Below are 23482 nucleotides of genomic sequence, written 5' to 3'. Positions count from 1 at the left end.
GTTTACCATCTACGGTCGAACTGCTCCCCAATCTCCGTTCATGTCCGTCAGTCAGCGCATCCGTTTTGTTCTCGTCGGTACCCAGCATCCAGGCAACATCGGCGCCGCCGCGCGCGCGATGAAGACCATGGGGCTGACGCGCCTGGTGTTGGTCGCACCGGAAAAGGCACTCGATGAAGATGCCTACCGCCGCTCTGCTGGCGCCGAAGACGTGCTCAGCGATGCACCGATCTTCGAGACGCTGGCCGAGGCGGTGGCGGACTGCACGCTGGTGATCGGCTGCACGGCGCGCGCGCGCCGGGTAGCGCTGGAAGAGTTGGCGCCGGACGTGGGCGCGGGCCGCGCCTGGGCCAAGGCGGCCGAACCGGCCGAGGTGGCGATCGTGTTCGGGCGCGAGCGCACCGGGCTGACCAATGACGAATTGCAGCTCTGCCATGCGGCCGTGCATATCCCCTCCGACCCGCAGTTCAGTTCGCTCAACCTGGCTTCGGCGGTGCAGGTGCTGGCTTACGAGATGCGCCTGGCACAGCTTGCGGCAGAGGCCACGCCCGCCGCACCGGCCGCGCCGGCCGCGGACAGCGCTGGCCCACGTGAGCTGCCGGCCAGCCATGCGCAGATGGAAGGGTTGTTCGGCCAACTGGGCCAGACCCTGGACGAGATCGACTTCCATAAGGGCCGTGCGCCGGATTCGGCAATGCGCAAGTTGCGTCGGCTGCTGCTGCGCGCGGAAATGACCGAGCAGGAAGTGCGTCTGCTGCGCGGCATCCTGGCCGATGCCCAGCGCATGGCGGGGCTGGCGCGCCAGGCCGGAACCTGACGGCTGTCACAACCTGGAAGATTCGGCTAAGGTGTCGGCGACTCTAGGGGAGTAGCTGGTTTGCGCGGTCTACGATGCTGTCTGATTGCGTGGCTGCTGGCCTGCGCAAGTTTCGCCGCGACGGCTGCGGCAGCGCCTTCTTCGGTCCTGGTTCTGGGGCGTATCAGCGATGATCCGGCCACCCATTACGATCAACTCAAGCCGCTGCTGGACTATGTGGTGCCGCGCATGCGCGGGGTCGGCATCCGCAGTGGCGAGATCCTGATGGCGCCGGATGCGCGCCAGATGGCCAGTTACCTGCGCCGTGGCCGGGTGGACTGGGTCAGCGAAACCGCCGGTGCGGCGATGCTGCTGGAGCAGCGCGGCAGCGCACATCCATTGTTGATGACCGAACGTAGCGGGGTGCGCGACTTCCACACCGTGTTTTTCGTGCGGCGCGACAGCCCGATCCGTTCGCTGGCGCAGTTGCGTGGCCACACCCTGGCGCTGCAGAACGCCTCGTCCACCAGTGGCTACCTGGTGCCGATGCTGGAGCTGGTGCGCAATGGCCTGGCCTGCGATGTGCTGCTGTCGCCCGACGATACCCAGGTGCTCGGTTCGGTGGGTTACCTGTTGGTCGGCTCGAAGTTGAACATCGCCGCCTTCGTGCACAAACGGCTAATCGACGCCGGCGCCTTCAGCAACCTCGATTGGGACGACGAGCGCCACCTGCCGCCCACGTTCAAGCGCGAGTTCCGCATCGTGCACCGCAGTGCGCCGGTGCCGCGCGCGGTGGAGATGGTGCGTACCGGCATCGATCCGGCGGTGGAGAGGCGCCTGCGCGCGGTGCTGCTGCAGGCCGCCGCCGACCCACAGGCCGGCCCGGCGTTGAAGCGCTTTTTCGGCACCACGGCGTTCCATCCCGTGGACGCGCCCAGCCGCGCGCGCCTGGAGGCGTTGCGCAATGGGCTGCAACAGGTCAGGACCCAGGTGGAATGACGCAGGTGCGCTTTGGATTGCAGGCCCGGTTCCTGCTGGTGATGGCGCTGACGCTGTTGCTGGTCGGCGCCATCCTGGCCTCGCTGTTGCAGCGGCAAAGTTCGATGCAGCGCGAGGTGCGCAGCCTGAGCGCGCAGATCCTGCATGAGTTGTTCGACCGCAGCCTGCGCACGCGTGGCGAGACCCTGGCCACCGAGCTGGCCTCGGGCCTGGCCAACCCGCTGTACTACTCGGATCTGGCGGCGGTGGGCGCGCTGGTGCGCAACGCCTCGCGCCAGCAGGTGGTGAGCTACGTGCGGGTGTTCGACCGCCGCGGCCGGCTGGTGCACGACGGCAGCGCCACGCTGCAGGGCTATGGCCAGCCCATGCAGGACCCGCTCGCTGCCAAGGCGATCGCCGCGCCGGCCCTGCTGTTGCAGTCTTCGCCGGAAGTGCTGGATGTGACGGTGCCGATCAAGGTCGGCGACCAGCGCATCGGCGGCGTGCGGGTGGGCATGTCGCGCGAGCGCGTGCGCAAGATCGAATCCAGCGCCAACCTCACCCTGGTGCAGAATCTCAATGCGATCGGCAAGCGCGATCTGGGCTGGCTGCTGGTACTGCTGGCAGCGCTGGTGGCGCTAGGAATCCTGCTGGCCATCTATGTGCAACGCACGCTGGTCGCGCCGGTGCGCCTGCTGGCGGCGGCGGCGCGGCAGATCGAACGTGGCGACTATCTGGTGCAGCTGCCGCCGCATCCGCGCAATGACGAAATCGGCGAGCTGATTTCCGCGTTCGGGCGCATGAGCGAAAGCATTGCCCGGCACGATCGCGAGGTGCGCCACATGGCCTACACCGACGCGCTGACCGGGCTGACCAACCGCCTGGGCTTCCGCGAAGGCCTGGACCATCTGCTGCACACCGCACGCAGTACCGACAGCAAGCTGGCGCTGTTGTTCGCCGACATCGACGACTTCAAACGGGTCAACGACACCCTGGGCCACGAGGCCGGCGACGAGGCGCTGCTGCAGTTCTCCAGCCGCATCAGCCGTGCGGTGGCGGCACTGGGCGGCGATGACGCCATCCTGGCGCGGTTTGGCGGCGACGAGTTCGTGATCCTGCTGCAGAGTGGCGATGTGACCTTGCTCGCCGCGCAGCTGGCCGACCGCCTGGTGCATGAGTTGAGCCGCCCGTTGAACGTGCAGGGACGCGAGGTGTTTTTGGGCACGTCGATCGGCATCACCTTGTTCCCGGACGATGCCAACGACGCCACGGCGCTGCTGAAAAACGGCGACATCGCGATGTACCAGGCCAAGGTGGCCGGCAAGAACTGCCACCGGTTCTACAGCCGCGCAGCCGACCATGCGGTGGAGCGCCGCGTGCACATGGAACACGAGTTGCGCGGTGCCTGGGAGCGCGACGAATTACGCCTGGTCTATCAGCCGATCTACCGCACCAGCGACCGCGTGCTGGTGGGCGTGGAAGTGTTGCTGCGCTGGCAGCACCCGGCGTTGGGCACGATTCCGCCGTCCACGTTCATTGATATTGCAGAGCAGAGTGGGCTGATCGAAGTGATCGGGCCCAAGGTGCTGCGTGCGGCCTGCCTGGAAGCGGCCAAATGGCCGGTGGTGGGCGAGGGCTTGTTCATTTCGGTCAACGTCTCGCCGCGCCAGCTGCGCAGTGGCGACCTGATCGACACCGTGGCCGAGTGCCTGGCCGAATCCGGCCTGCCGGCCGCGCGCCTGCATCTGGAGCTCACCGAGACCGCGGTGATCGGCGACGAGATGATGGCTGCAAGCCTGCTCGATCAATTGCACCGCACCGGGGTGAAGGTGTGGCTGGACGATTTCGGCACCGGCTTCTCCGGCCTGAGCCATCTGCGTCAGGTGCCGGTGGATGGCGTCAAGATCGACAAGAGCTTCATCGCCGACCTGCAGCGCGACCCCGACGACCTGGCCCTGACCACGGCCATCATCGGCATGGCGCATTCGCTGGGGATCACCGTGGTGGCCGAGGGCATCGAGCAGGAAGCGCAGTTCAACCTGTTGCGCGACCGCGGCTGCGACCTGGGCCAGGGCTACTGGTTCAGCCGCCCACTGAGCCCGGCTGACATGGTCAAGCTGATCGCGGCGGGCTGACGAGTGCCTCCACCGGCTTGATTGCAGCGTCTGTTCTTGGCGTCGCCTATACGATTGCGGGGGCAGTGCGGCTAGCTACGTAGAGCGCACCTGTGCGCGATGGAGCTTTCCCGGTAACGCCCGTCGCGCCCAAGCGCGCTCCTACGGGATATCGGGTGCCCGGCCGCACCCGGGTGCGCTCCTACGAGATGGTGGTTTGGTTTGTTTCCCCGCAGCCGAGCGGAAAGCTGCGCTCTACATGCCACTCCCGCGCGCCACCGAGGTATTTACAGTGGCCGCTTTCCCGTATCGCCGGGAATCTCGCGCACCAGGCGCGGCACCAGATAGCCGGACAGGCGCGTTGCCAGCTCGGCATGCAGCGCACGGGCGCGTGCGTCGTCGACTTCGAAATGCGCCACGCCGGCCACGCGGTCCAGCTGATGCAGGTAGTACGGCAGCACGCCGGCGGCGAAGCTGCGCTCGCTCAGCGCCGCTAGTGCGTCCACGCTGTCGTTGACGCCGCGCAGCAGCACCGCCTGGTTGAGCAGCTGTGCGCCGGCACCACGCAGCGCGTGCAGTGCGGCGTCGACCTCGGCATCGAATTCATTGGCGTGGTTGGCGTGGATCACGAAGGCCACCGGCCACGGCAGGCTGCGCAGCCACGCCAGCAGCGGCGCATCCACGCGTTCGGGCAACACCACCGGCAGCCGGCTGTGGATGCGCAGGCGCTTGAGATGCGGGATGGCGGCCAAGGCGTCGGTGAGCTCGGCCAGCTTGGGCGTGGTCAGCGACAACGGGTCACCGCCGGAGAGCAGTACCTCGTCGATGTCCGGATCGGCGGCGATCGCCGCCACGGCCTCGCGCCAGCCATCGCGGGCGGCGGTTTCCTCGGCGTAGGGGAAATGGCGGCGGAAGCAGTACCGGCAATGCACCGCGCAGCTGCCGGTGGCGATCAGCAGAGCCCGGCCGCGGTATTTCTGGATCACCCCGGTGGTGGTGCGGGCGGCGCCATCGCCCACCGCGTCGAGCGCAAAGCCAGGCACCACGCGCATCTCCGCATCCAGCGGCAATACCTGGCGCAACAGCGGGTCGGTCAGGTCTCCCGGGCGCATGCGCGCCACGAAGCTGCGCGGCACACGCACGGCGAACTGGGCCGCGGCGTCCTCGCTGATGCCCGCCGCCTGCGCGTCCAGCCCCAGCAGCGCCAGCAGCTCACGCGGGTCGCGCACGGCCTGCCGCCACAGCTGTTGCCAGCGCGGGGGCTGCAGGGCGGGCGGTGTGGATGGCTGTAAGGCGAGAGGGGCTGCGGTTATCATGTGCGGTCACAAAAGCAATGCCCGCCGGTTGCGGCGGGCGCCCCATTCTAATCCGGCCGGCCAGGAAGTGGCGGGCCGTCGCCTTATCGAGGAGCTGCACCATGGCCACTGTTGGCATGAACGACGTCAAGAACGGCATGAAGATCCTGGTCAACAACGAACCGGCGGTCATCACCGAGACCGAATACGTCAAGCCGGGCAAGGGCCAGGCCTTTACCCGCATGAAGTACCGCTTCATCAAGTCCGGCCGCGTGGTGGAAATGACCATGAAGGCCACCGATGACGTGGAAGTGGCCGACGTGGTCGATACCGACATGCGTTACCTGTACACCGATGGCGAGTACTGGCACTTCATGGACCCGGAATCCTTCGAGCAGGTGCAGGCCGACAAGGCCGGCATGGGCGGCGCGGAGAAGTGGCTCAAGGGCGAAGAAGACTGCATCGTGACCTTGTGGAACGGCGCCCCGATCTGGGTGCAGCCGCCGAACTTCGTCGAGCTGAAGATCACCGAGACCGACCCGGGCGTGCGTGGCGATACCTCTGGCGGCGGCGGCAAGCCGGCCACCCTGGAAACCGGTGCGGTGGTGCGCGTGCCGCTGTTCGTCAACCAGGACGAAGTGATCAAGGTCGACACCCGCTCGGGCGAGTACTCGGCGCGCGTCAAGTAATCCCGATGCACCTGGGACGCCGGTCCGGCCGAGCAGTACGCAGTGCCAGTGTCCTGATGGTGCTGAGTGGCACGCTTGCGGCGTGCCCGGTGTTTGCGCAAACGGTAGCAACCGCCTGCGATGCGCAGAGCGTAGCGGCGGTGGCCGCGGTTGCCGCCTCCGGTGTGGTGGGTGGCGCTGCAGCGGCGGTGCCGGCGGAACGTGCCGTGGCGCAGACCTGCAAGCCGTGGCCGTACGATCCCTCCATCCGCTTGGCGGCAATCGCGTTTGCTGGCGATGCCACTACCCCGGCTGGCGAGCGCGACCTGGAGTTGCGTATTGCAATGCTCGATGCCGGTAGTGGCGAGGTGGTGGCGTTGTATGCCCAGGCAATGGGCGAGGATGCCAGCCTGGAACTTGCGGCCGATAGCCTGCGCCTGGATACCGCGCGCTATGACCTGGCCAAAGGCGTGCGCGCGTTTGGTGTCGTGGTGCACAGCGTCGCGCGTGGCGCCAGTTGCCCGGATTTCGACAGCGACGACGCATTGACCTTGCTGGTCCGCGAAGGGCGCCGGCTACGCCCGGTGCTGCAGCAGAACCTGACTGTCTGGCGACAGGTACAAGGCGAGCTATGCAACTGGGGGAAGGCAGGCGTGGTGACCGAGCGCGGCACCTTGACGCTGTCGATGGACACGCCGGTCCACGCCGGCTACTCCGACATCGCGCTGACCGCAAACGTGGTGACCTCCACCACGGTTGAGGGCGCACAAGACACCGAACGCACGCGCCGCCAACGCCAAGTGTTGCGCTACGACGGCATGCGCTACGTGCCTGTGTCACGCTCCACCGACTCCTGGCCGTTCGGCAACTAACTTCAATGGATCCGCTCATGACCAACGCCCCGCCCGAACCCTGCGACCTGCTGATCGAGGCCGGCTATGTGGTGCCGATCGAACCGCATGCGGTGGTGCTTGAAGACCACGCGGTGGCGGTCAGCAACGGTGTCATCGTTGCCGTGCTGCCAACGGCCGACGCACGCGTGCGTTTCGCGCCGGCACGCACCGTGTCGCGCCCCGACGCGGCGCTGATGCCCGGCCTGGTCAACGCGCACACGCACAACCCGATGACGCTGCTGCGCGGCGTGGCCGACGATCTGCCGCTGATGGTGTGGCTGCAGCAGCACATCTGGCCGGTGGAAGCGGCAGTGATCGGCCCGGAATTCGTCGCCGATGGCACCACCCTGGCGATCGCCGAGATGCTGCGCGGCGGCACCACCTGCGTCAACGAGAACTACTTCTTTGCCGACGTGCAGGCGGCCGTCTACAAGCAGCATGGCTTCCGTGCGCTGGTGGGCGCGGTGATCATCGATTTCCCCACCGCCTGGGCCTCGTCGGACGACGAATACTTCGCACGTGCCGGCGAGCTGCACGACCAGTGGCGCGACGACCCGCTGATCAGCACCGCGTTTGCACCGCATGCGCCGTACACGGTGAACGATGCCAACTTCGAGCGCGTACGCATGCTGGCCGACCAGCTGGACATGCCGGTGCATCTGCACACGCACGAAACCGCGCAGGAAGTGGCTGATTCGGTGGCGCAGTATGGCCAGCGCCCGCTGGCACGGCTGGATCGTCTGGGCCTGGTCAACGACCGCCTGATTGCGGTGCACATGACCCAGCTCACCGAGGCCGAAATCCACCTGTGCGCCGAGCGCGGTGTCAGCGTGGTGCACTGCCCCGAATCCAATCTCAAGCTGGCCTCGGGCTTTTGCCCGGCGTGCGCGCTGCAACGCGCCAGCGTGAATCTGGCGATCGGCACCGACGGCTGCGCCAGCAACAATGACCTGGACATGTTCAGCGAGAACCGCACCGCGGCGATCCTGGCCAAGGCAGTGGCCAACGATGCCACCGCGCTGGATGCGGCCACCACCTTGCGCGCCGCCACCTTGGGGGGCGCACGCGCACTCGGCTTTGGCGACCGCATCGGCTCGATCGAGGTGGGCAAGCAGGCCGACCTGGTTTGCGTGGATCTGTCCGCGCTGGAAACCCAGCCGCTGCATCACGTGTTGTCGCAGCTGATCTATGCCGCCGGCCGCCACCAGGTGACCGATGTGTGGATCGCCGGCAAGCCCAAGCTGGTGCAACGCGAGCTCATCGACATGGATACCGCTGCCCTGGTCGCCAACGCGCGCCAGTGGCGCGACCGTATCCGCACCGTCCGCGCCTGAGCGCGGCCATCGCATCACGGAGAGCCACATGAATCCGAATCCACAATCCACATCGTCCAATTTCCACCAGACCGAGCTGGACAAGTTCGCTGCGCTGGCCAACCGCTGGTGGGATGCCGACGGCCCGCAGAAGCCGCTGCATGCGCTCAATCCGGTGCGGCTGGACTACGTGGCCGCACGGGTTGCGCTGCCGGGCGCACGCGTGCTCGACGTCGGCTGCGGTGGTGGCCTGCTCAGTGAAGCGATGGCGCGCCTGGGCGCGCAAGTCACCGCGATCGACCTGGCGCCGGAGCTGGTGAAAGTGGCGCGCCTGCACAGCCTGGAATCGAGCGTGCAGGTGGACTACCGCGTGCAGTCGGTGGAAGACCTGGCTGCCGAGCAGCCGGGCAGCTTCGATGCGGTGACCTGCATGGAAATGCTGGAGCACGTGCCAGACCCGCTGGCGATCATCCGCGCCTGCGCAAGCCTGCTCAAGCCGGGCGGCACGCTGTTCCTGTCTACACTCAATCGCACGCCGGCAGCGTTTGCGCTGGCGGTAGTAGGCGCCGAATACATCGCGCGGTTGCTGCCCAAGGGCACGCATCACTACAAGGATTTCATCAAGCCGTCCGAACTGGCCGCCTGGCTGCGCACTGCCGAGCTGCAGCTGCAAGACGTCAGCGGCATGCTGTACGAGCCGTGGCGCAACCGCGCGCGCTTGTCCTCGCGCACCGAAGTGAACTATCTGGCGTGTGCGGTGAAGCCGTGACGAGCGGGGAATGGGGAATCGGGATTCGGGAATCGCAACGGCGGTTGGTTGCGGTCTTGATGTCGACCGGTTCCTGTCTGATGGCCGATCGCGCTGGGATGGCGGTGCGTCTGTGAGGTTTCCGCGTGCGGTGTTGTTCGACCTGGATGGCACCTTGCTCGACAGTGCGCCGGACATGTTGGCCACCGTCAACGCGATGCTGAGCGAGCGTGGACTGCCGTGCATCACGCTGGCGCAGCTGCGGCCGGTGGTGTCGAAAGGATCGCGCGCCATGCTCGCTGTGGCCTTCGCGCATCTGGATGCGGCCGCGCGCGAGGCGTTGGTGCCGGAGTTTCTCAAGCGCTATGAAGCGCTGCTCGGCACGCAGGCACAGCTGTTCGACGGAGTCGAGGTCATGCTGCAGCGCCTGGAGCAGGCCGGCTGTGTCTGGGGCATTGTCACCAACAAGCCCGAATACCTTGCGCAACTCATTCTGCCGCAGCTGGGCTGGCAGCAGCGCTGCGCGGTGCTGATCGGCGGCGATACGCTGGCCGAGCGCAAGCCGCATCCGCTGCCGTTGCTGGTGGCGGCCGATCGCATCGGCGTCGCCGCCACGCAGTGCGTCTATGTGGGTGACGACGAGCGCGACATCCTGGCCGCACGTGCGGCCGGCATGCCGTCGGTGGCTGCGTTATGGGGTTACCGGCTGGGCGATGACGACCCGCTGAGCTGGCAGGCCGACGTGCTGGTGGAACAGCCGCCGCAGTTGTGGGAGCCGGCCGCCTGGCCGCAGCCCTGATCTTTTCTTTCGCTTTTCTGGACCCGCCATGAGCCAATCCAGCGCCCTGGACAGTTTTCTCGACAAGTGGCGCAGCCGCTGGCCGGAATGGTCGGTGGCCGAGCCCTTCATTCCCGAACCGCAGCGTCGCCTGGCCGCGGCCTGGTTCGCATTGCTGCAGGAATGGGAGGACATCATGAACATCGCCGGCGACCCGTTGCCGGCAGACGCCAAGCTGGCCTGGTGGCAGCAGGAATTGAACGACTGGTCGAACCAGCGCTCGCGTCATCCATTGGGGCGCGTGCTTGAACCGGTGCGCGCACCCTGGGCGCAGTTGGCGCAGACCTTGCCGGCGATGCAGGCCGCACGTGCGCAGCCGGACGACCTGGCGCAGGCCATGGCGCGGCTGCAGGCATTTGCCGAAGCGGTGGTGGCGGTGGAAGCGGTGGTCTTCGCACGCACACGCAGCAGCGATGCCACGGCCGTGGTGGTGCAATGGCTGGATGCGCGCCAGCGTGTGGCCGGCGACAGTGCCGCGCCGGGTGGCGTCGGTGCGCCGGCCTGGCGTGCGCAGCTGTTGCGCGCGTGGCCACGCAAGGCGGCGCTGGCCAGGCCACATCGGGTCTGGTCGCGTCTGGCGCGGCTGCGCCTGCAGCGCGAGTTGGCCGGTCGCACGGCCTATGCGCCACCGATGCAGCAGCTCTGGCACAGCTGGCGCGCAGCCAGCGGCGCCGAATGAATAACCGCTGCTGCGGCCAGGCCGGCCACAGCAGCGCCACAGGCATGCAGACACCGCGTTGCTTAGATCGGTGAGTCGGGCAGCACGCTGTGGTACGCAATGAAGGCATCGTCGCATTGCAACGGCGCGCCCGGCCCGGGCCGGCCCTGCAACTGCACATCGTTGGCCGCCGACTCGGTGAGCTGATCAAAGAAGCTCACCGGCCCGCCTTTGAAGGTGAAGTGCACCGCGCCCGGGTTGCTGGCCGGTCCACCAAAATGCGGCTGCGCAAAGGCGACCGGGCCGCCGTCGAGCACCACGTTGTCCAGCGACATGGTGATGGGCAGGGTGGTGGTCGCATCGCGATAGCCGTAGAAGCTCAATTCGCCGCCACCGAAGGCCTTGGAACCCAGGGAGTGCACATTGGTCAGTGCAATGCCGCTGAACCGCGGCAACTGGTCGCGTGTGGCCGGGTTGGCGTAGTTGGCGTCGAATACCAGCGGCCGCGCAACCCCGCGCATGCAGATGTTCTCGAATCTGATGTCGTAGACCTGGCCGCCGCGCGAAGCATCGGACTTGATACGCAGGCCATTGGCCGAGTAGGGATCGCGCTGCACGTCGTTGGCGTTGAAGCCGTCGATGCTCAAGCCGCGCACGGCGATATGGCGCATCCCCGAATCGGTTTCGCTGCCGAGCGAAAAACCGTGCGTGTAGTAGAACTGGTTGTAGGCGAACAGCATGTTTTCCGAGGCGATGCTGCGCTTGTTTTTGGCATGCGCCTTGATCGCCACGCCGTCATCGCCGGTACCGATATACGAGTACGCCAGCAGCACGTTCTTGGATTGGCCAGGGTCGAAGCCGTCGGTGTTCTTGGCGGTTTCCGGGGTGAAGCAGCTGGCGTGCGGATTGACGTCCGGGGTGCTGCCGGCAGGGCAGTGGTAGCCGGGGCGCGAATACACCAGGCTAGGTGCCAGGATCTTGATGCCCCAGGCGGTCAGGCCCACCACGTTGTCGGTGGTGACGTGGAAATTGGGCGAGTTTTCCAGGGTGATGTCGTACAGCGTGAAGTCGGTGCTGTCATCGATCTGCAGCAGCCGTGGCACGTGCTGGCTCAGGCCCTTGGTGACGTTGAGATAGGCCAGATCCCACCAGCTGGCCTTGCCGGCATTCGGTCCCGCGGTGAGCGTGCTGCCACCGCGGCCGTCGATCTTGCCGGCGCCCACGATGGCGCTCTTGGCAGTGTCGGCGACGTGGATCAACGGGTTGCAGGACTTGGCCTTGTCGGTGGTGGCGGTGCCGCAGGTGCCCAGGCCATTGTCGTAATCCTGCGGATTGCGCGAGCCGAACAAGGTCACGCCGCGATCGATCCACAACGTCACGCCGCTCTTGATGGTGAGCGGGCCGCTCAACAGGCCGGATTCTCCGCCATCGCCGACCACCAGACGCACCGCGCTGCCGGCAGGGCAATCGTCGATGGCGGCCTGCAGGCGTGCGGTGTCGCGTTTGGATTGGGTGGGATCCTGGTCGAGCGCATCCAGCGAGCCGGCAACCGGCACCAGCGCAGCCTTGAGCGTTGTGCAGACCTGGCTGGGGAGCGCGGGCTGCTGCACGACACCCCAACTGGTGGAGATGCTGTGCGCGGTATCGGCAACGTCTAGCCCATGCGGGCGTGCTGCGCTGGCCTGAAACGTGGCAAGGCCGAGGAGTGCGAGCGAGAGTGGCGCGAGCGCGGGAAGGCGAGGGTGCGGTTGCATCGGCGGTTCCGGGGGGAGGGAAGTGGGAGAGAGGTGACAAAAGGGATGCGATGCGTGCTGCAAGGAATAAGCGCAGGTCGCTGCGATGGCACGCCACGCTGGATTTGCGCAGTGCACTGCTCACCTCATGCGAGAGATGCACAGTGCAGCGCGGATGCGAGTCGCATGATTGATCGTATGCATGACTGGTCGGATGGCACGTCACCATCGCGCGTTTGTCTGGCGCTCGGAAACCGGCAGGCGAAGTCGGCACCGCCAAGCCGAAGTGAGTGCCAGGTCTGATGAGGTGTTGGCGTGGAGGCGGCAGCCTGCGTGCCGAGCTGATGCTTAGACGTGCGCGCAGTTGCCGGCCGCGGCGCTGCCAGTCCTGCGCTACGGATGGCTTACCGCGGAGAGCGCTGCGAGATCTATCTCACCACACGCATGGAGGTGCACGACGTCTCGATGTCTGCGAAGCGCTAATCGCAAAAGCGCATGTCGCGTTGCGGTCGCACTGCCTCCATCTAATTGCCCTCTCGCGCGGCATCAAACGGCTGGCGCTAAGGCAACAAGCCGTACTCATTGCCTTGGTGCTCCACCTAACAGCAAGCCCGGCGCCGTTATGTGAGTTCAGTACCCGCTTCGATATTCGTTGCACTCGCCGCGTAATCACAGCGAGGCAGATCACCTGTTAGCGAAGCAGATCCACTGCGCTGGCGCCGCCGCCGGCACGCGCAAACACGCGTACCGGCGGCCGACGCTGCTATCGAACGCTGCGGCCTGGATCAGTCGGCACTGCCAGCACCGCTGTTGCCGTATTCGAAAAAAAGCGGTTGGCCGAGTTGGTGCAGTTCCTGCTGCAGAACGGGCGGCTGGCGGTGGAGGCATTCCATGGCGCGGTCTTGCGGATGTGGCTGCCCAGCGTGGAATCGCGGATGGTCACCTGGCCATTGGGCGAGGTGCCGTTGACGTACGCGGACAGGCCACTAACGCCTTCGTCCCATGCGCGCCCGAGGTAGGTTTGATTGTCCGGCGAACCGGAGCCCGCTACGAAGCGGCTGTTGATCGCCAGAAAGCCGTAGCCGCTGCCCGGGCGCGTGCTTGGCGCGAAGATGTAGCCACCACGGCTGCTGCCCAGGCGCGCGCCGGCCGAGCGAATGATTGCGTTGTCGAACACGCCGATGCCGGACCCGAAGATGAAATCGACATCGCCTTCGATCGTGCTGCTCTTGAAATACGCGCGGATCACGTTGGCGGCGTTGGTCGCGCTGATCAGCAAGGTGTCCTGGTTGCCGGTGACCAGCACGTCCTCGAAGCTGGCCTGGTCGCCGCGCACGGCCAGTGCCACTGCCGATTGATTGTTGTCGGCGTAAGTGCCTTCGACATAGTTATTGTCGAAGCGCAGATGCCGCGCCTGGAAGCCGCTGGCACGTACGGTAACCGTCGCGCTATTGGAAGTGCCCACTGTGGCGGCTGACGCATTGCTGGCGCAGGGGTGACTTGCGGTGCCGGTTGGCTTGGGCGTGGGGTTGGCATTGTTGTAGCGGATGACGGTGTCGGTCGTGGCGCTGCCAAGCCCGAACAGGGTCAGTGGCGGTGCACCGCTCGGCACGCACACCAGCTCGGTGTAGGTGCCGGCCTTGACGCTGATGTAGCGGCGCGTGCTGCCACCGGCGGCCACCGCCGCGTCGATTGCCGATTGCACCGTGCGATAACGGGTGGAGCCGTCGGCGGCAACTGCAAAGTCGGCGGTCAGCAGCGCCACGCCGGCGGTGGGGTTCCAGTTGTCGGTCACCAACGCTGTGATCGGGCCGGCCTTGGCGAGCGCCTTGCTGATCGTATACGTGCCTGCTTCGCTGCTGGTGAGCTGCGGGCGGCTGGCGGTGCCGGTAAGGGCAGCAGCATCAAGGCTGATCAGGCTCAGCAGCGCGGTGGCGAGGCAGGTGGTGCGGATATGCGATGCAGACATGGGATGACGCTCTCCAGAGAGGATGCGCTTGCCGGATGGCAAACGCCAAACACCAGCGGTGCGCCGCGTGCTGGCAACGCAGACGCAGGCGAGGCACACCACTGGCTTGCGAAGCAAACGTGCTGGCACCGCATGCGCGGTGCGGCGATGCTACTGCCGCGGCCGCTTGGCGGCGGCGTGCAGCAGCGGCAATGTGCAAGAGCTTCGCCGGGGTCACGCTTTGCACTGTGCGCGCGTCGCAACAACGCACTGCTGGGCAACGCGAATATGCGTTTGCACAACGGCAGTGCCACGCAACCATGCAGGCCCACGCGGCATGCAACGGCGCACGTCGTCACATGCCGTGGGCATGCCGGCTTCCAGACTGACGCACCCGCAGAGACATGCGCCTAGTCAGGAATCGAAGATGGCAGATCCCAAAGAACTGCAAGACAAATTCTGGAAAGCCCTCAAGTCCGATCGCACCGTGATGCTCGGCCTGGATGGCGTCGAAGACGGCCATGCGCGCCCGATGACCGCGCAGATCGAAGGCGACAGTGGTGGCCCGATCTGGTTCTTTACTTCCAAGGACAATGCCTTGATCGCGATGCTGGGCCAGGGCCGCCGCGTGATCGGTGCGTTCAGCAGCAAGGGGCATGACCTGTTCGCCAGCATCAGTGGTTCGCTGCGCGAAGACACCGACCCGGCCGTGGTCGATCGCCTGTGGAACCCGTACGTCGCAGCCTGGTACGAAGGCGGCAAGGACGATCCGAAGCTGGCGCTGCTGCGCCTGGACGCCGATCACGCGCAGATCTGGCTCAACGGCTCCAGCCTGCTGGCCGGTATCAAGGTGCTGCTCGGCGTGGACCCGAAGAAGGACTACCAGGACAAGGTGGCAGACGTCCCGCTGCGCTGAGGTGCCCTGGAGCGCCTAACGGAACGTAGCGAGCAGTCGTCAGGTGGATGCGGCCGCGTGGAAGAATCGGAGTGTACGTGGGTATATACCAACTCCGAGCATCGGCCGCGCCCGCCTGGCAGCTGCGCAGTCGTTTTGATCGCTGCTCTTGGCACGCACACACAGCCGTCAAAGCAGTGTGTGCGTGGCGGCCGTCGTCGCTGCATCGCTCACCGATGAGCGACGACGTCCTTGCAATGCTGGCCCGCCAAGCGCGGAGCGTGCCGATGCGCGTGCACCACCTCAACTGCATCTCCACCTGCCCGCTGGGCGGCCACCTGATGGATGGACGCACGCATGGCGTGCTTGAGCGCGGCCACCTGAGCTGCCATTGCCTGTTGGTGGAAACCAATGCCGGTCTGGTCCTGATTGACACCGGCTTCGGGCTGCGGGATGTCGCCGAGCCACGTGCGCGGCTAAGCGCGTTCTTTCTGGCGTTGGTGAAACCGGACCTGCGCGAAGACATGACGGCGATCCGGCAGATCCAGCGCTTGGGTTTCGACCCGCGCGATGTGCGGCATATCGTGCTCACCCATCTGGATTTCGACCATGCTGGCGGGCTGGATGATTTTCCGCATGCGCGCGTGCATCTGATGACGCGTGAGCGTGATGCCGCGCTGGCGCAGCACACCTGGATGGACCGGCAACGCTTTCGCCCGCAGCAATGGTCCACACGGGGGCAATGGCGCACCTATGACAGCACCGCCGGCGCGGCCTGGATGGGCCTGGAGTGCGTCCACGACCTACAAGGGCTACCGCCAGAGATCCTGCTGGTGCCGCTGCCCGGCCACACCTTCGGGCATGCCGCTGTTGCGGTGCGCACCCCTGAGCGTTGGCTGCTGCTCGCCGGCGATGCGTATTTCTATCACCGCGAAATGGACCCGCAACCCTACTGCACGCCCGGGCTGCGTTTCTATCAATGGATGCTGGAAAAGGACCGCACTGCAAGGCTGCATAACCAGCAACGGTTGCGCGCACTGCGGCAACAGCACGGTGCGGAGGTGGAGGTGTTTTGTTCGCACGATGTCGTGGAATTCGAGCGCGTCGCCGGGCTGCCCGCACACTTGCCTGCGGCCGCGTTGCAACACGCGCCCACGGCGTGAGCACGTGCGCTTCACTTCGCCAGAACGTGCCGCAGCGCGATCATGCGCCACCAGTGCCGCAGCAGCCACGCGGTGCGCTACAGGAGAAGCACGATGCAGCAGATTGAAGTAGGCCAGATGGTGTTCTTGCGCGATGGCGAAGTGGGCGTTGGCGCGGTGCGCGAAGTACGCAGCAACGGGGCCGAATTGGTGATCAATATCGAAAACGGTGGCGACGTCACCGTGGCCACCTCGGTGGTGCGCGATGTGCATTCTGGCAAGGTGATGCTGGACGTGGAACAGCTCCCCGAAGCAGTGCGCGACGCGCTGCGCAAACCGCACGAGAACGAATTGCCCACCAGCACCTATGCGGCCAGCGATCCGCAGGATGGCGCGCTCAAGTAAGCGCGCGTATCAGCTTGGTGATTTGGAAACGAGCGCATGGCGCCGCCGATTCAGGCAGCGCCATGCGCTCTTCGTTTATTCAGGCAGCAGGAAGTTGCGCGGCGCCGCTTGCGATGCGGTATCGGTGCCCAGCAATGGGCGATCCGCTTCGTCCTTGAGCTGCACGCCAGAGAGTTTGCGTCTGAACGCCTCGCGCAGCAGGTACCCGAGCTTGTGGCCAGCCTCGGCATAGCTCAGGCCTTCGCCACGGATATTGGAAATGCAGTTGCGTGCCGCATCGGTATGGCCAACACGCGGCGCATAGGTGAGATACAGCCCCAGGCTGTCCGGCGAGCTGAGCCCCGGGCGCTCGCCAATCAGCACGATCACCGCTCGCGCCTGCAGCAGTTCGCCCACCTCATCGCCAATCGCCACACGGCCTTGCGCAATCAGGGTCACCGGCGCCAACGACCATCCTTCGTGCGCAGCCAGCGCATCGATCTGCTCCAGCATCGCGCCTGCATGCCGATGCACCGCCAGTGCAGACAGGCCGTCTGCCACCACCACCGCCAGATCCGCGCCACCGCCATGCACGGCGGTCGTGCCACGCAGTTGTTCGGCCGCCTCATCGCTCAGGCGGCGGCCCAGGTCGGGCCGTTGCAGATAAAGATGACGGTCGGATGCCGCGCTATGCAGCAATACGCTGCGGCGGCCGCGCTGCTGCAGCACCGCCTGCAACGGCGCAGGGTCGAACGCCAGGTGCACGGCATCGCGCGCCTGCGCATGCGCAAGCTGGAACTCCAGATGCGAAGCGGTCGGCAGGCTGGTGCCGGCTCGCCCCAACGCGATGCGGGCCGGTGTCAGCGCTCGCAAGCGTGCCCACGCATCGCGAGGTGGTGTGGTTGGCGTGCTCATCCGCGTTGCTCCGCATCCAGCTGTGACAGCGCCTTGCGAAACGGCGCCGGCATCTCACTGCCCAATTCGAACCGGCCATCGCGCAGGCGCAGGATGCCTTGCGTGTCCAGCCAGTGTTCGAACTCCGGCGCGGGGCGCAGGCCTAGCGCCTGCCGCGCGTACAGCGCGTCGTGGAAGGAGGTGGTCTGGTAGTTGAGCATCACATCGTCCGAGCCCGGAATGCCCATGATGAAGTTGATGCCGGCGGTGCCGAGCAGGGTCAGCAGCATGTCCATGTCGTCCTGATCGGCTTCGGCATGGTTGGTGTAGCAGATGTCGCAGCCCATCGGCACGCCAAGCAGCTTGCCGCAGAAATGGTCCTCCAGTCCCGCACGGATGATCTGTTTGCCGTCGTAGAGATATTCCGGGCCGATGAAGCCCACCACGGTATTGACCAGCAGCGGGTTGAACTGGCGCGCCACTGCGTAGGCACGCACCTCGCAGGTCTGTTGATCCACGCCATGATGCGCATTGGCCGACAGCGCGCTGCCCTGGCCGGTTTCGAAATACATCACGTTGTTGCCCACGCTGCCGCGCTGTTGCGACAAGCCCGCGTCCAGCCCTCCCTGCAGCAACGCCAGGTTGATGCCGAAGCTGGTGTTGGCCGCTTCGGTGCCGGCAATGGACTGGAACACCAGGTCCACCGGCACGCCGCGGTTGATCGCATCGATGGTGGTGGTGATATGCGCGAGCACGCACGCCTGGGTGGGGATGCCGTAGCCAGTGATCACCGCATCGAGCATGCGCAGCAGCGCGGTGGTCGCGGCCAGGCTGTCGCTGGCCGGATTGATGCCGATCACCGCATCGCCGTTGCCGTACAGCAGGCCATCCAGCACGCTGGCGGCAATGCCGGTGGCATCGTCGGTGGGATGGTTGGGCTGCAGGCGCGTGGACAGGCGGCCACGCAACCCCAGCGTGTTGCGGAAGCGGGTGACCACGCGGGTTTTCTGCGCGACCAGGATCAAGTCCTGCACCCGCATCAGTTTGGAGACGGCGGCCACCATTTCCGGCATCAGCCCCGGTGCCAATGCCGCCAGCGCGGCGTCGTCGGCCTGCGCGCCCAGCAGCCAATCGCGAAACCCGCCAACGGTGAGGTGCGCCACCGGCGCAAACGCGGCAGCATCGTGCTGATCGACGATCAGGCGCGTGACCTCATCACTTTCATACGGCACCACCGCCTCGTCGAGGAAATGCCGCAGCGGCAGCTCCGCGAGCGCCATCTGCGCGGCGACACGCTGCAATTCGGAGTGGGCCGCCAGCCCGGCCAACTGATCGCCCGAGCGCGCGGGCGTGGCCTTGGCCAGCAGGTCCTTCAGATCGGCGAAGCGGAAGCGCTCGCCGCCGGCACTGAAGGCAAATCCACTCATCCCGCGAGACTCCCGGCGTTGGGGCGGCCACGCAAGCTCAGCAGGCAACACACCGCACCGAACAGCAGCAGGCCGACGAAGACCAACGCCACCAGCGGGTTGAACCAGACCATCGCCACCAGGCACACCAGCGCCAGCAGCAAGGCAATCGCCGGCACCACCGGGTAGCCGGGCGCACGGAAGCTGCGCTCCAGCGTGGGTTCGGTGCGGCGTAATTTGAACAGGCTGAGCATGCTCATCACATACATCACGATGGCGCCGAACACGGACATGGTGATCATGGCCGCGGTCAGCGACATGCCCTGAATCTTCACCACGCTGTCGCTGCAGATGGCCGCAATGCCGATCACGCCACCGGCCAGGATGGCCCGGTGTGGCGTGCGGAAGCGCGACAATTTCGCCAGCCCGTGCGGCAGGAAGCCGGCGCGTGCCAGCGCGAAGAACTGCCGCGAATAGCCCAGGATGATGCCGTGAAAGCTGGCCACCAGACCGAACAGGCCAATCCACACCAGCATGTGCAACCACGTCGAGCTGTTGCCCACCACCGCCTTCATTGCCTGCGGCAGCGGGTCGTTGATGTTGGACAGCTGGCGCCAGTCACCGACGCCGCCGGCAAACACCATCACACCCAGCGCCAGCACCACCAGGGTAAGAATGCCGGCGATGTAGGCGCGTGGAATGGTCCGCTTGGGGTCCTTGGCTTCTTCGGCGGCCATTGCCGCGCCCTCGATCGCCAGGAAGAACCAGATCGCAAACGGGATCGCGGCGAAGATGCCGGAGATCGCCGCTGGCCCAAACTGATTGCTGCCGGCCCAGCCGTTCGCGGCAAAGCGCGCCACGCTGAAACCCGGCGCCACCACGCCCATGAACACCAGCAGCTCGATCACCGCCAGCAAGGTCACGATCAACTCGAAGGTGGCCGCGATCGCCACACCCACGATGTTCAAGCTCATGAAGATCACGTACGCCCCGATCGCGGCGACGCGTGGGTCCAGCGTGGGGAACTGCACATTGAGATACGCGCCAATGGCCATGGCAATGGCCGGTGGCGCGAACACGAATTCGATCAAGGTCGCCAGCCCGGCGAGCATGCCGCCATAGGTGCCGAACGCGCGCAGGCTGTAGGCGAACGGGCCGCCTGCATTGGGGATGGCCGTGGTCAGTTCGGTGAAACTGAAAATGAAGCAGGTGTACATCACCGCCACCAGCACCGTGGTGACCAGAAATCCAAGCGTGCCGGCCGTGCCCCAACCATAACTCCAGCCGAAATATTCGCCTGAGATCACCAACCCGACTGCAATGCCCCACAGTTGCCAGGTGCCCAGGGTCGGCTTGAGTTGCTCGTTGCGCATGTCGCACATCTCCTGCAGTCGGGGGAGGGGAGACGAAGCGCGTCGGTTGCCAGGACTGGGCCGCGACACGGACTGACCGTCGCTGGCTGATCGGCCGCTGTCACCGGCAATGATCGACGCTCTCCCGGTTATACCCCAAAGCCCGGCGACGGACACAAGCGCAGCGGGTAGGTGTGGTGCAACGTGGTGGCGTTGCGATCTTTATTAACTTTCCTGATGCTTGACCTCAGGTTCCAGAGAGACAGGCCCAGCTCCCGGTTCCCGGTCTGGTCTGGTCTGGTCTGGTCTGCGAGTTCAGCATGTCTGCCCTGTGCTCGCGCAGTGGCACTAGCGTGTCGTTGGCTCACGCTTTTAGTGCCGCATAGCCTCGCACGCGCAGCAAATCCATTCGATCAACCGACAAGTGGGTGGAATCACCGACAGGCCGCTGTGCGGCCGCAATTGCTGAAAGCCCCTCTCCCTGCGGGAGAGGGTTGGGGTGAGGGTACGGTTGCTTAGTTAACCAGCAGCCGGCGCGCCCTCATCCGGCGCTACGCGCCACCTTCGCCCGGCGGGAGAAGGGAGGTGTCCACGGGTGGCTGTGAGCGTGCACGGGTTGAGCGCTTGATGCGCAAACGCTGGCATTGCCACAGCCCACAGCCCACTGCCCACAGCCCACAGCCCACAGCCCACAGCCCACAGCCCAGGCATTCGATCAATCAACAATTGTACGCAATCGTCGACGACACGCTTCGCTGCCGGCAAGTGAAAGCCCCTCTCCCCCCGGGAGAGGGGTTGGGGTGAGGGTACGGTTACTCAGTTAACCAGTAGCAGCCGCACCCTCATCCGGCGCTACGCGCCACCTTCTCCCGAGGGGAGAAGGGAAAAGCCGCCCACTGGCACTTACTTCCCGCGCTCAAGCACCAACAAGGGGTCGATACGCACATCGAACCAATTCATCCCCCAATGCAGATGCGGCCCGGTCGCGCGCCCGGTGGCGCCCACCGCGGCGATGACCTGGCCCTGTTCCACGCGATCGCCTACCTTCACGTCGATCCGCGACAGGTGCAGGAAGTTCGAACTGATGCCGAAGCCGTGGTCAAGCAGCAACGTGCCGCCGGTCAGGTACAGATCCGGTGCCGCAAAGGTCACCACGCCAGCGGCGGGCGCCTTGACCGGCGTGCCGGTGGGCACGGCGATATCCATGCCCGAATGACCGGCGCCAGGCTGGCCGTTATACACGCGCGCATTGCCGAAGCGGCCGCTGATGCGGCCCTGTACCGGCCACACGAAGGGCTGCGCAAAATCGGCGCGTGGGTCGTCGCGATCGCGTGCGGCAGTGACCTGCGCCTGCTCGCGCTTGATGCGCTCGGCAATGGCCGGTGGTGGGTTGACGGTCTTTGGCGGCACGCCGTTGACGCGCTCCACCGGCCAGTCGCGCGGAGTGACCGCGATGGTTGCGGTCTCCTTTCCACCATCGGCGCGGGTGATCTGCACCTGCAACGGGCCGGTGGCGTCACGGCCGATGCCGAACACCACGCTGCCGTAACCACTCACGCGCAGCGCGCGGCCGGCGTACTCGACCCGGCTGCCCGCCGGCACTTTGCCGATCACCATCGCCCCTTGCGAGGCGCTGGCCGGAAACACCACGCGCCCGTCTGCAGCGGCGGGCTCCTGCGCAGACACCGGCACCGTGAGCAATGTGCACGGCGCCAGCGCAAGCGCCGCGCCCATCAGCAGTGCACGCATCAGCGGTCGAAGGTCAGGCGCTGGCCGGCGGCACTGCCCACCAGCTGTTCGCCATCCCACACCTGCTGGCCGTTGACCCAGGTTGCAGCGATGCGTGAGCGGAAGGTGGTGCCTTCGAACGGCGACCAGCCGCACTTGGACAACACCTGTTCGCGCTTGACGGTGAACGGCCTGTTGTCGATCAGCACCAGGTCGGCGAAGTAGCCTTCGCGCAGGAAGCCGCGTTGCTCCACGTCGAACAACTGCGCCGGCGCATGCGCAAACTTCTGCACGACGCGGGTGATCGGCAGCTTGCCTTCATGCACGAGCTCCAGCGCGGCGACCAGCGCGTATTGCACCAGCGGCAAGCCCGAGGGTGCCTGCGCATACGGCTTCTGCTTTTCGTCCCAGGTATGCGGGGCATGATCGGTGGCGAGCACGTCGATGACGTCTTCGGCCAAGGCCTCGATCAATGCCAGGCGGTCCTCGGGATCCTTGATCGCGGGATTGCATTTGATCAGGTTGCCCAGGCGCGCGTAATCGCTGCGGTCAAAGCGCAGGAAATGGATGCAGGTCTCGGCGGTGATGCGCTTGCGCACCTTGCCATCGGCATCCACCAGCGGGCCGGCTTCGAACAGCATCAATTCATCGGCGGTGGAGATGTGCAGCACGTGCAGGCGGGTGTTGTGCTTGCGCGCCAGCGACACCGCCAGCTGCGAGGACTTCAGGCAGGCTTCGCGCGAGCGGATGTCCGGATGCATCTCGGCAGTCAATGCGTCGCCGTACTTTTCCTTGTAGGCGGCCATCGTGGCATCGATGGTGGGGGTGTCTTCGCAGTGGGTGATGATCGGCGTGGGGGCGTCGCGGAAGATCGCATCCAGCGTCTCGGGGTTGTCCACCAGCATGTTGCCAGTGGAGGCGCCCATGAACACCTTGATGCCGGGTGCGGTCTTGGGGTCCAGCGACTGGATGTGGGCCAGGTTGTCGTTGCTGGCGCCCATGTAGAAGCCGTAGTTGGCCCAGGCGCGCCCGGCGGCCGCATCGTACTTGGCCTGCAGCGCGTCGGCGTTCAGGGTCGGCGGATTGGTGTTGGGCATGTCCATGAAGCTGGTCAGGCCACCGGCCACCGCGGCACCGGATTCGGTGGCGATGTCGCCCTTGTGGGTCAGGCCCGGCTCGCGGAAGTGCACCTGGTCATCGATCATCCCGGGCAGCAGCCAGCGGCCGGCCGCATCCACCACGGTGTCGCCGGCAGCCGGTGCGATATGGCTGTCGATGCGGGCGATGCGGCCGCCTTCGATCAGGAGATCGGCGTCGAACTCCTTGCCTTCATTGACCAGGCGGGCGTTGACGATGACGGTTCGGCTCATGGATGGGGTCCTTTGCAGCGGCAGGAAGAGGGGGAAGATGTGGGCGCATCGGGAACGGGGTCGAACCCGCCCGGATGGAACGGATGGCAGCGGCCCAAGCGGCGTGCAGCCAGCCAGCTGCCGCGGAGCGGACCGAAGCGGGCGATGGCAGTCATCGCATACTCCGAGCAGCTGGGCGCAAAACGGCAGCGCGGTCCCAGCAGGGGGCTGATGAACCGCTTGTAGAAGCGCAGCAGCGCGATGAGCAGGCGTCCGATCACTTGCCAATGATATGCCACTTGGATTAATACGTGGTTGCCGGGGGTCTGTGGGGTAGGCTATAAAGGCCC

20 protein-coding genes, 1 other RNA gene and 1 pseudogene are annotated in these 23482 nt (G+C 66.0%); 12 read left to right on the top strand and 10 right to left on the bottom strand.

The features are described from left to right. Positions 1–40 precede the first annotated feature (40 nt). From XCC_RS11855 to XCC_RS11845, 3 genes are read left to right on the top strand one after another with little or no spacing between them, the layout of a single operon-like run. Complete coding sequence (locus XCC_RS11855) at positions 41–817, top strand: RNA methyltransferase (RefSeq protein ID WP_011037420.1); 777 nt, start codon at positions 41–43, stop codon at positions 815–817. A gap of 60 nt (positions 818–877) precedes the next feature. Beyond that, a complete protein-coding gene (locus tag XCC_RS11850) occupies positions 878–1795 on the top strand; it encodes a phosphate/phosphite/phosphonate ABC transporter substrate-binding protein (protein ID WP_011037419.1) in 918 nt (305 codons plus the stop codon). Beyond that, positions 1792–3909 carry a putative bifunctional diguanylate cyclase/phosphodiesterase gene (locus XCC_RS11845; protein WP_011037418.1) on the top strand — a complete coding sequence of 706 codons (2118 nt, stop codon included), beginning with the start codon at positions 1792–1794 and terminating at the stop codon, positions 3907–3909. The genes XCC_RS11850 and XCC_RS11845 overlap by 4 nt, the downstream gene beginning before the upstream one ends. 266 nt (positions 3910–4175) lie before the next feature. Here the strand turns inward: XCC_RS11845 and epmB are convergent, their stop codons facing one another. Continuing rightward, entirely contained in the window at positions 4176–5204 is a 1029-nt protein-coding gene (gene epmB / locus XCC_RS11840) for an EF-P beta-lysylation protein EpmB (RefSeq protein WP_011037417.1), read from the bottom strand. 101 nt (positions 5205–5305) lie between these two features. Here epmB and efp point away from each other — a divergent pair, with 101 nt between their 5' ends. The 6 genes from efp to XCC_RS11810 all read left to right on the top strand — a co-directional run bounded on the left by efp (position 5306) and on the right by XCC_RS11810 (position 10322). Then, positions 5306–5872 (top strand): elongation factor P, encoded by a 567-nt coding sequence (gene efp, locus XCC_RS11835; protein ID WP_011037416.1) that lies wholly within the window; start codon positions 5306–5308, stop codon positions 5870–5872. 5 nt (positions 5873–5877) lie between these two features. After that, on the top strand, positions 5878–6723 hold the full coding sequence (locus XCC_RS11830) for a hypothetical protein (protein WP_011037415.1): 846 nt from the start codon (positions 5878–5880) through the stop codon (positions 6721–6723). A gap of 17 nt (positions 6724–6740) precedes the next feature. Next, entirely contained in the window at positions 6741–8078 is a 1338-nt protein-coding gene (locus tag XCC_RS11825; protein WP_040942304.1) for a TRZ/ATZ family hydrolase, read from the top strand. A gap of 28 nt (positions 8079–8106) precedes the next feature. Further along, entirely contained in the window at positions 8107–8826 is a 720-nt protein-coding gene (gene ubiG / locus XCC_RS11820; protein WP_011037413.1) for a bifunctional 2-polyprenyl-6-hydroxyphenol methylase/3-demethylubiquinol 3-O-methyltransferase UbiG, read from the top strand. 112 nt (positions 8827–8938) lie between these two features. Continuing rightward, positions 8939–9604, top strand: a complete 666-nt coding sequence (locus XCC_RS11815; RefSeq protein WP_011037412.1) for a phosphoglycolate phosphatase — start codon at positions 8939–8941, stop codon at positions 9602–9604. A gap of 28 nt (positions 9605–9632) precedes the next feature. Beyond that, on the top strand, positions 9633–10322 hold the full coding sequence (locus XCC_RS11810; RefSeq protein WP_011037411.1) for a phytoene synthase: 690 nt from the start codon (positions 9633–9635) through the stop codon (positions 10320–10322). A gap of 62 nt (positions 10323–10384) precedes the next feature. Here the strand turns inward: XCC_RS11810 and XCC_RS11805 are convergent, their stop codons facing one another. Both XCC_RS11805 and XCC_RS11800 read right to left on the bottom strand, forming a co-directional pair. Beyond that, entirely contained in the window at positions 10385–12055 is a 1671-nt protein-coding gene (locus tag XCC_RS11805; protein ID WP_011037410.1) for a glycoside hydrolase family 28 protein, read from the bottom strand. A 764-nt stretch (positions 12056–12819) separates the two neighbouring features. After that, positions 12820–13961, bottom strand: a pseudogene (locus XCC_RS11800) (putative acyl-CoA thioester hydrolase). Positions 13962–14409: 448 nt separating this feature from the next. On the opposite strand from XCC_RS11800, the gene XCC_RS11795 reads away from it, so the two are divergent. Further along, on the top strand, positions 14410–14898 hold the full coding sequence (locus XCC_RS11795; protein WP_011037408.1) for a pyridoxamine 5'-phosphate oxidase family protein: 489 nt from the start codon (positions 14410–14412) through the stop codon (positions 14896–14898). 13 nt (positions 14899–14911) lie between these two features. On the opposite strand, the gene XCC_RS11790 is transcribed toward XCC_RS11795, so the two are convergent. Further along, positions 14912–14985, bottom strand: a non-coding RNA gene (locus XCC_RS11790) — sX9 sRNA. Between the two features lie 179 nt (positions 14986–15164). Between XCC_RS11790 and XCC_RS11785 the strand changes: the two genes are divergently transcribed. Both XCC_RS11785 and XCC_RS11780 read left to right on the top strand, forming a co-directional pair. Beyond that, positions 15165–16040, top strand: coding sequence for an MBL fold metallo-hydrolase (locus XCC_RS11785; protein ID WP_011037407.1), 876 nt, complete (start codon positions 15165–15167; stop codon positions 16038–16040). A 93-nt stretch (positions 16041–16133) separates the two neighbouring features. Continuing rightward, positions 16134–16424, top strand: a complete 291-nt coding sequence (locus XCC_RS11780; RefSeq protein ID WP_012438158.1) for a hypothetical protein — start codon at positions 16134–16136, stop codon at positions 16422–16424. A gap of 75 nt (positions 16425–16499) precedes the next feature. Here the strand turns inward: XCC_RS11780 and eutC are convergent, their stop codons facing one another. The 6 genes from eutC to yidD all read right to left on the bottom strand — a co-directional run bounded on the left by eutC (position 16500) and on the right by yidD (position 23431). Beyond that, entirely contained in the window at positions 16500–17318 is an 819-nt protein-coding gene (eutC, locus tag XCC_RS11775; RefSeq protein WP_011037405.1) for an ethanolamine ammonia-lyase subunit EutC, read from the bottom strand. After that, positions 17315–18724, bottom strand: a complete 1410-nt coding sequence (locus XCC_RS11770) for an ethanolamine ammonia-lyase subunit EutB (protein ID WP_011037404.1) — start codon at positions 18722–18724, stop codon at positions 17315–17317. The genes eutC and XCC_RS11770 overlap by 4 nt, the downstream gene beginning before the upstream one ends. Continuing rightward, positions 18721–20085 carry an ethanolamine permease gene (eat, locus tag XCC_RS11765; RefSeq protein WP_011037403.1) on the bottom strand — a complete coding sequence of 455 codons (1365 nt, stop codon included), beginning with the start codon at positions 20083–20085 and terminating at the stop codon, positions 18721–18723. Before eat ends, XCC_RS11770 begins: the two co-directional genes overlap by 4 nt. A gap of 873 nt (positions 20086–20958) precedes the next feature. Beyond that, entirely contained in the window at positions 20959–21804 is an 846-nt protein-coding gene (locus tag XCC_RS11760; RefSeq protein ID WP_012438160.1) for a M23 family metallopeptidase, read from the bottom strand. Then, complete coding sequence (locus XCC_RS11755) at positions 21804–23153, bottom strand: dihydroorotase (protein ID WP_011037401.1); 1350 nt, start codon at positions 23151–23153, stop codon at positions 21804–21806. Before XCC_RS11755 ends, XCC_RS11760 begins: the two co-directional genes overlap by 1 nt. Beyond that, on the bottom strand, positions 23150–23431 hold the full coding sequence (gene yidD, locus XCC_RS11750; protein WP_011037400.1) for a membrane protein insertion efficiency factor YidD: 282 nt from the start codon (positions 23429–23431) through the stop codon (positions 23150–23152). The genes XCC_RS11755 and yidD overlap by 4 nt, the downstream gene beginning before the upstream one ends. Between the last annotated feature and the right edge of the window lie 51 nt (positions 23432–23482).

Origin of the sequence: Xanthomonas campestris pv. campestris str. ATCC 33913 (assembly GCF_000007145.1) — a bacterium.
Classification (GTDB): Bacteria; Pseudomonadota; Gammaproteobacteria; order Xanthomonadales; family Xanthomonadaceae; genus Xanthomonas; species Xanthomonas campestris.
The sequence above is the reverse complement of the archived record's forward strand: the minus strand, read 5'-3'. Positions and strand labels throughout refer to the sequence as shown.